This window comes from Nocardia tenerifensis NBRC 101015, assembly GCF_000308715.1.
Classification (GTDB): Bacteria; Actinomycetota; Actinomycetes; order Mycobacteriales; family Mycobacteriaceae; genus Nocardia; species Nocardia tenerifensis.
This window is the reverse complement of sequence record NZ_BAGH01000185.1, coordinates 21,095-29,769: the sequence shown is the minus strand read 5'-3', so window position 1 is coordinate 29,769 and position 8,675 is coordinate 21,095. Positions and strand designations below refer to the sequence as shown.

General features: G+C 69.4%; 6 protein-coding genes. All 6 read left to right on the top strand.

The window, feature by feature from the left end; genetic code table 11:
• Positions 1-634 precede the first annotated feature (634 nt).
• The 6 genes from ON39_RS15485 (at position 635) to ON39_RS15460 (ending at position 8,674) form a co-directional block, all read left to right on the top strand.
• Entirely contained in the window at positions 635-1,465 is an 831-nt protein-coding gene (locus tag ON39_RS15485) for a DMT family transporter (protein WP_246002601.1), read from the top strand.
• A 222-nt stretch (positions 1,466-1,687) separates the two neighbouring features.
• Positions 1,688-3,127 carry a GuaB1 family IMP dehydrogenase-related protein gene (locus ON39_RS15480; RefSeq protein WP_040734754.1) on the top strand — a complete coding sequence of 480 codons (1,440 nt, stop codon included), beginning with the start codon at positions 1,688-1,690 and terminating at the stop codon, positions 3,125-3,127.
• A gap of 456 nt (positions 3,128-3,583) precedes the next feature.
• Entirely contained in the window at positions 3,584-4,984 is a 1,401-nt protein-coding gene (locus ON39_RS15475) for a hemolysin family protein (RefSeq protein ID WP_040734763.1), read from the top strand.
• Positions 4,977-6,041 carry a hemolysin family protein gene (locus ON39_RS15470; RefSeq protein WP_040734753.1) on the top strand — a complete coding sequence of 355 codons (1,065 nt, stop codon included), beginning with the start codon at positions 4,977-4,979 and terminating at the stop codon, positions 6,039-6,041. Before ON39_RS15475 ends, ON39_RS15470 begins: the two co-directional genes overlap by 8 nt.
• Entirely contained in the window at positions 6,038-6,964 is a 927-nt protein-coding gene (locus tag ON39_RS15465; RefSeq protein ID WP_051186659.1) for a hypothetical protein, read from the top strand. The genes ON39_RS15470 and ON39_RS15465 overlap by 4 nt, the downstream gene beginning before the upstream one ends.
• Before the next feature lie 135 nt (positions 6,965-7,099).
• Positions 7,100-8,674, top strand: coding sequence for an LVIVD repeat-containing protein (locus ON39_RS15460; RefSeq protein ID WP_040734752.1), 1,575 nt, complete (start codon positions 7,100-7,102; stop codon positions 8,672-8,674).
• The last annotated feature ends 1 nt before the right edge of the window (position 8,675 follow it).

The window sequence follows — 8,675 nt, the reverse complement described above, 5'->3', positions numbered from 1 at the left end:
GGGGTCCTCGCGGGATGCCGGTTCGTCGGGCCGGTCTGCGGGTGGTCGCGGGGCAGTCGGTGGCGCGACGGGCGCGGGCAGTCGCGGAGCCGGCGCCGGTGAGGGCGACGCAGGCGCGCGTAAGCGGGGCGCGAATGCGGGCGGTCGAGGGGCCGGTCCGAATCATCGCGGAGCAAGCGCAGGCGGTCGCGGAACCGCCACAGGTAGTCGCCGCAGCAAGCGCGGATAGTCACGCCGCTGGCGCACATGATCGCTCAGCCAGGCGAGTCTCGCGAGACACGCGCGGGTGGTCGTCCCGGCAGACGCCGGATGGTCGCGAGACAAGAGCCCGGCAGGTGGGAGTGCGCCCGGCGCGTGCCAGAAGGCGGTCGTCACGGAGCAGGCAGCGGTTCGTCGCCGTGGCTTGAAGGCGGCGCTACCCAGGCGAGTCGATGCTCACGGAGCGGGGCACGAAATATTCGGCAGGAGCGAAGGTGCGGTTGAGCGACGGCTGATAACGCGGCAGATGGGACGTCCGCCGGCAGAGCTTGGATGGTGGGCGACACGCACGAGGTTGGGGGCGACGCGCCGGGGTGTGGAGAGGTGAGCGTGGAGGCTCGCAATTGTGGGGCAAACTGAGGGTGTGGGTGGTCAGGTGGGGGCTGTGCTTTGCGCGGTGGGGGCGGCGGGGTTTTTCGCGGTGGCGGCGGTGGCGCAGCAACGGGCGGCTGCGACGGTGCCGGAAGGCGGGTCGCTTGTCCGCGGACTGTTGCGCAATCCGCGGTGGTGGGCGGGCGTGGTGGGAGATGTGGGCGGGTATGGGATGCAGGTTGCCGCGCTTGCGCTGGGGGCGGTTTTGGTCGTGCAGCCGATTCTGGTGAGCGCCTTGGTGTTCGCGTTGCCGTTGGCGGCCAGGCTCAATGGGCGCAGGATCGGTGCGCGGACGTGGGGGTCGGCGCTCGCGCTCGTCGCCGCGCTGGTGTGCTTTCTGGTCGTCGGCAACCCCTCCGAGGGCAATAGCACTGCGCCACTTCGTGATTGGCTGTTTCCGCTGATAGTCCTCGTCGGCCTCGTCGCGGCAGCCGTCCTCATCGGCCTTCGCGCCGCCGATCCGGGGCGGCGCGCCCTGCTGCTCGGCGCCGCGAGCGGCTCGCTCTACGGCTTGGCCGCCGCGCTCACGTCCTACGTCACCACAGTGTTCGAGCACGGCCTCGTCGACGTGCTCGCCAGCTGGCAAACGTGGACACTGGCCGCGGCGGGCCTCACCGGCGTCTACCTCCAGCAGCGCGCCTTCCAGGCGGGCCCGCTCTCGGCCTCGCTCCCCGCCGTCACCATCGCCGAACCGCTGGCCGCGGCCTTCGTCGGCGTCACCGTCCTCGACGAACACTTCCGCACCAACGCATTCGGACTGGCCGTGACCGCACTCGCGGTAATAGTCATGTGCGCCACCACAATTCAGCTCTCCCGCAGCCAAGCCGCCACCTGATCGCCCCGCCGCCGCCACGGGGGCCGGACTCCCCCGTCATTGCCACCGCCGCCCTGCCGCACGACACGCGAGGTCCCTCGCATCTGCGCCCCACCACTGCCGCCGATCCACCGGCAGGATCCAATTCCCTACCGACCCGAGCCGGTCACCCCTGTGAGGTTCGTCTCCACCGCCCGCCGGAGAATTGCGCGCTACCGCCGGGACTTGGTTATCATCGGTTAAGTGCAGTTTCTCCCTGGCCATCAGCCGCCGTATGACCTGACCTACGACGACCTCTTCCTCGTCCCCAATCGGACGGATGTCGCCTCGAGGTTCGACGTCGATCTCTCCACTGTCGACGGGTCCGGCACCACCATCCCCATCGTCGTGGCCAATATGACCGCGGTCGCGGGTCGCCGGATGGCCGAGACGGTCGCCCGGCGCGGCGGCCTCGTCGTACTCCCCCAGGATCTGCCGATCAGCGCGGCCGCCGACACCATCGCGTTCGTGAAGAGCCGCTCGCTCACCGCCGACACCCCGGTCATCCTCGGCCCGGAGCACTCGGTGTCCGAGGCCGTCGCCCTGATGCACAAGCGAGGCCACGGCGCGGTCGTCGTGGTGGACGAGGCAGGCAAGCCGATCGGCGTCGTCACCGAGGCCTCGTGCACCGACGTCGACCGGTTCGCCCGGCTGCGCGAGGTCGCGATCACCGATTTCGTGCAGGCCCCGGCCGACACCTCGCCGCGCGACATCTTCGAACTGCTCGAGACCGAGCACGCCAAGCTGGCGGTCCTCACCGCCGAGGACGGCACGCTGGCCGGCGTGATGACCCGCACCGGCTCGGTCCGCGCGGGCATCTACCAGCCCGCCGTCGACGGCCAGAGCAAGCTGCGCATCGCCGCGGCCGTCGGCATCAACGGCGACGTGGTCGCCAAGGCGAAGTCGCTCGTCGACGCGGGCGCCGACGTCCTGGTCATGGACACCGCGCACGGCCACCAGGCCAAGATGCTCGAATCCCTCAGCGCGGTAAGGGATCTCGGCCTCGGCGTGCCGCTGGTCGCGGGCAATGTCGTCTCCGCGCAGGGCACCCGCGACCTCGCCGCGGCCGGCGCGGACATCATCAAGGTCGGTGTCGGCCCCGGCGCCATGTGCACCACCCGCATGATGACCGGCGTCGGCCGCCCGCAGTTCTCCGCGGTCGCCGAGTGCGCCGCCGCGGCGAAGGAACTCGGCGTGCACATCTGGGCCGACGGCGGCGTGCGCCACCCGCGCGACGTCGCCCTCGCGCTCGCCGCGGGCGCGTCCAACGTGATGATCGGCTCCTGGTTCGCCGGCACCTATGAATCCCCCGGCGACCTGCGCACCGACCGCGACGGCAACGCCTACAAGGAGAGCTTCGGCATGGCGTCCAAGCGCGCCGTCGCCGCCCGCACCGCCACCGACAGCGCCTTCGACCGGGCCCGCAAGGCCCTGTTCGAGGAGGGCATCTCCAGTTCGCGCATGCGCCTGGACCCCGAACGCCCCGGCGTCGAGGATCTCATCGACCACATCTGCTCGGGTGTGCGCAGTGCCTGCACCTACGCCGGCGCCCGCACCCTCGCCGAGCTGCACGACAAGGCCGTGCTCGGCGTCCAGTCGGCCGCCGGTTTCGCCGAGGGCCGCCCGCTGCCCAGCGGTTGGTAAACCGTAACCACTTGTCGCACTGGCGAGTTGACGCCCTCGCAGAAGCGAGCGGCCGAGGCGCCCGACCGCCCACCGGCCGCTCGCCTGCGGTAGCTACGCCACATCGAATCCAGCACGCGCTACCACAGCCGCGCGGGCTCGAGGATGCGCGCGTCGCGGTGTCGCCGTCGAGCAACTGCGCGGCACTCCCCCGCACTCATCCCCGTGATCAATCCCGACACGCCCAGCACGGCACACCACCGGCCGGGGCCACGGGTCGCGAAGGCCGGTAACATGGGGGTTGCCGGTCTCCGGCACAACATCTTCGGCTTGCGAAAGGATCCAGTTGTCACCCGCGTCCGAGGGCGCAGCACAGGAGGGCTCCTCTACCGAGCCGGGTGACAAACCCGGCGTCCTCCTTCCCCCAGCCCCACTCTCCACCGGCCTGTTCTCCACACCGTTCGGCGGGTGCTGACGATGTCTGTCGCGCTCACCGTGCTCAGTCTGCTGGGGTTCATCGCTCTCACGGCAGGCACCGCCCTGTTCGTCGCCGCCGAATTCTCCCTCACCGCGCTGGAACGCAGCACCGTCGAGGCACACGCCCGCGACGGTGACGTCCGCGCCAGGTCCGTGCGCCAAGCCCATCGGACGCTGTCGTTCCAGCTGTCCGGCGCCCAGCTCGGCATCACGATAACGACCCTGATCACCGGTTATATCGCCGAGCCTGTCCTCGCCCGGCTGCTCGATCCGCTGTTCACCGGCCTCGGGCTCAGCGACGGCGCCGCGCAGGGCATCTCGCTGGCCCTGGCCTTGGTGCTGGCCACCTCGCTGTCGATGATCTACGGCGAGTTGGTGCCGAAGAACATCGCCATCGCCAAGCCGCTGGCCACCGCGCGCACCACGGCTCCCCCGATGGTCGCGTTCTCGGTCATCTTCAAGTGGCTGATCCACTTCCTCAACAACACCGCCAACTGGGTCGTGCGCCGCCTCGGCGTCGAACCGGCCGAGGAGCTGCGTTCCGCGCGCTCGCCGCAGGAACTCGGTTCGCTGGTCCGCACGTCGGCGCTGCGCGGCGCGCTCGACCAGCGCACCGCCCAGGTCATCGACCGCTCGCTGCAGTTCGGCGAGCGCAGCGCCGAGGAGCTGATGACGCCGCGAGTGAAGATCGAGGCCTTGGACAAGCTGGACACCATCGCCGACCTCATCGACGCGGCCCGCCGCACCGGCTACTCCCGGTTCCCGGTGATCGACGGCGACCTCGACAACACCCTCGGCGTCGTGCACATCAAACAGGCGTTCACCCATGCCGCGAACGTGCGCCGCACCATCCCGCTGCAGATGCTGGCCCACCCGGTCCCGATCGTGCCGGCCAGCCTCGACGGTGACGCGGTGCTCGATCGCATCCGCGCCGACGGCATGCAGGTCGCGCTGGTCGTCGACGAGTACGGCGGCACCGCGGGCATCGTCACCATGGAGGACATCATCGAGGAGATCCTCGGCGACGTCCGCGACGAGCACGACGAGGAGGAGCTCGACGTGCGCCGGGTATCCAACGGCTGGGACTGCTCCGGCCTGCTGCGCATCGACGAGGTCTCCCGCGCCACCGGTTACGACGCCCCCGAGGGCGAGTACGAGACGCTCGGCGGCTTGGTGCTGACCAGGCTCGGCCGCATCCCGGTGGCCGGCGACGAGGTCGTGCTGCCGAATCCGCGTTCGCAGCAATGGTCTTCGGCGGATCAGCCGAACACCGGCGGGTGGATCGCGCGCGTGGAGCGCATGGACGGACGCCGCATCGACCGGGTCCGCCTGATTCCGGTCGCCGCCGATGACCTCGCGTTCCGCCAACTACACGCCGAGACGGAGCACAGCCATGGGTGATCTGTTCGGCGTACTGCTCACCGTGGTGCTGCTGGCGGGCAACGCGTTCTTCGTCGCCGCCGAGTTCGCCCTGATCTCGGCCCGCCGCGACCGGCTAGAGGCACTGGTCGCGCAGGGAAAGCGCAACGCGGACATCGTGATTCGAGCGGGCGAGAACCTCTCGATGATGCTCGCCGCCGCCCAGCTCGGCATCACCATCTGTTCGATCCTGCTCGGCCGCGTCGGTGAGCCCGCGGTCGCGCACCTACTGGAGGGCCCGTTCGAATTCCTCGGCCTGCCCGAGCAATTGCTGCACCCGGTGGCCTTCGCGCTCGCGCTCGCCATCGTGGTGATCCTGCACATCCTGTTCGGCGAGATGATTCCGAAGAACATCGCGCTGGCCGGCCCGGAACGCAGTGCGCTGCTGCTGGTTCCGGTACACCTCATGTGGTTGCGCCTGGCCCGCCCGCTCATCGCGGTCTACAACCTGTCGGCGAATCTCACGCTGCGCCTGCTGCGCATCGAGCCCAAGGACGAGTTGCAGGCGACGGTGTCCTCGGTGGAACTCGCGGAGATGATCGGCGAGTCGCGCTCGGAGGGCCTGCTCGACGAGGAGGAGCACCGGCGGCTCACCCAGGCGCTCGGCACCAGCGAACGCGTGGTCGCCGACGTGATGGTGACGCTGGCGACCACCCGAACAGTTCCCTTGCGCGGCAACGGAACCACCCTCGGCGATATCGAATCCGCCGTCGCCGAGACGGGTTTCTCGCGCTACCCCGTGCAGGCGAGCGACGGTTCGCTGGTCGGTTATATGCACGTCAAGGACGTGCTGGACAAGGTCGCCGACGACACCGCGGGGCCGGGAACGCCCATCCCGCGCACCGACATCCGCCCGCTGCCGACGGTGAGCGTGCACACCCCGCTGTACGAGGCGCTGGCCAGGTTGCGCCGGACCAACAGCCACCTGGGTCGCGTCGTGGACGCCCGCGGGAACACCACCGGCATTGTGGCGCTGGAGGACCTGGTGGAGGAGTTCGTCGGCACGGTCCGCGACGGGACGCACCGGATCATCGAATGAGCGTGCGCGGCAACGGCGTAGCGGCTCCCGGCAGTACCGAGCGAGGCCCGGTCGCGGTGCTGACCGAAGAGCAGTGGCGCGCTCGGGCGGCCGAGCACGTCGCCCGGGTCGATCGGCTGGTCGGGCCGTACGTCGAACGGCGAGCGGCGGGTTCGTCGCATCCGGTGATCGACTTCCTGTTCACCTACTACGGGCACAAGCCCGCTCAGCTGCGGCGCTGGCATCCCGGGTTCGGCGTCGGGATGGCAGGCGCCCGCGAGTACGAGGGCGCGCGCGGATATCACCGGATTTCGGCCGAATCGGGCTCCGGCACACTGCGTACGGCCGACCCCGCCTACTTGGCCCGCCGCCGCGACACCGTCGAGTTCATCGCGAACCTGCTGCGCGCCGCCGCGGCGCGGCCACCCCAGCTGTCCTGCTTCGGTTTACACGAGTGGGCGATGGTGTACCGCACCGACGACGTGCGGCATCAGCAGGTGCCGCTGCGTCTGGGCCGCGCGGGCACCGACGAGGTGGTCGAGTCGATGTCGCTGCGCTGCACCCACTTCGACGCGTTCCGCTTCTTCACCCCCGATGCCGTCGGCCGCAATATCGAGCCGCTGACCCGCGCCGACCAGGTCAGCCGCGAGCAACCCGGCTGCCTGCACGCCAATATGGACCTCTACAAGTGGAGCTGCAAGCTCGTCCCGCTCATCCCCTCGGCGCTGCTGCTGGACTGCTTCGAACTCGCCTGCACCGCACGCGAACTCGACATGCGGGCCAGTCCCTACGATCTGTCCGAGTACGGGTACGAGCCGGTGCGCATCGAAACCCCGTCCGGTCGGGCCGAATACGTGCGGTCCCAGTCCGCGCTGGCCGAGCGTTCGGCCGGGTTGCGCCGGAATCTGCTCGACACGTGCGAGACGCTGCTCGCCCACGCCTGACCGGCCACTTCCTCGAATTTTCGGCAAACCCTTCCCTGAAGTTAACGGTAGTTACTACCATGCAGTCAGTTCCTTCAGCTGTCCCAGTCAGCAGAGGGATGACATATCACCATGATGAAGGTTGGGGAACCGACGATGCGCTCACTGACGAGCTTGCGCCGTGCCAAACCGCTGGCCCTGGTCACGGTCGGCCTGGTCGCCGTCCTGTCGCTGCCGGGCAGCGCCTCGGCCGACCTGCAGTCCGACATCCAGAACGCCGTCCAGGAATTCCTCGACGTCGGCCGCGCCTCGGTCCCCAGGGCCGACTGCGGACCGGGCTCGATGCCGGAGAACGGCATGCAGGGCGACGTCACCGCCGCCGACCGAGACAGTGGGCGCAGCACGCAGGGGTATCGCTGCAATATGTCGTTCGTCGGCGGCTTCGCGGGCCGCGGCGCCGGCATCACCTCGACCAGCTTCGAGCACTGCTCCTACCTGGGCTCCTTCTTCCCCGGCGACATGATCAGCGAGGGCCGGGGCGTCCAGGTGCTCGACGTCTCCGACCCCGCGAACCCGCGCCCGACGGCCACCCTCACCGAGCCCGCCATGCTCGCGGGCACCTGGGAGAGCCTGAAGGTCAACACCGCGCGGAAGTTGCTGGTGGGCACCGGCGTTCCGGTCGGCACCGGCGTCGGCTACCTCTCGGTCTACGACATCTCCGACTGCGCGCATCCGCGCCTGCTCAACCCGGGCCCCGGCACGAATATGCTGATGCCGCTGCCGATCACGACGCACGAGGGCGGCTTCTCCCCCGACGGCAACACCTACTGGGCCTCCGGTATCGCGCCCGGCTTCGTCAGCGCCGTCGACCTCACCGATCCGGCCAACCCGCACGTCGTCTGGCAAGGCCTCACCGGCATCGAGGCGCACGGCTTCGGTATCAGCGCCGACGGCAACCGGATGTATCTGTCCGCGCTCGGCGGCTTCACCGTGCTCGACATCAGCGCCGTGCAGCGACGCGACCCGAATCCACAAGTACTGCACATCGGCCGGGTCTTCTGGACCGACGGCTGGGCCACCCAGCACAGCATCCCGGTGACCTATGACGGCAAGCCCTACCTCTACACCGTCGACGAAGGTGGTTCCGGCGGTGTGAAACTCATCGACATCGCCGACGACACCAACCCGAAGGTCGCCGCGAAGATCAAGCTGGAGATCAACCTTCCGCAGAACATCGACAGCAATCTCGGTTCGTCCATGGGCGGTTCGGCCTTCGCCTACGAGTCCCACTACTGCACGGCCGACCGCAGGGACAACCCGACGGCGCTCGCGTGCGGCTGGATCTCCTCCGGCATACGGGTTTTCGACATCCGCGATCCGCGCCGTATCCACGAGATCGCCTACTACAACCCGCCCGCGCGCACAGGCCAGAACCTGAGCCTGTGGAACTCGCCGCACGCGCTCGCGTCCATCATCGGCGTGCCGCTGATGAGCGCTCCGCCCGCGGTCCGCGCGGTGCTGGAGGGGCAGTTCAATCCTTCGGACGCGCTGACTCCGCGCACCGGCAGGCTGGCCTTCGGCGACGTCTCCACCGACTGGTGCTTCTCCCCGCCGGAGTGGCGCGACTCGCAGCTCTATGTCACCTGCTCCGACAACGGATTCATGGTGCTGCGACTCGACAACGACGTGTATTCGCCGCCGGCGGACCAAGAATCGATCGTCGGGTCCTAGC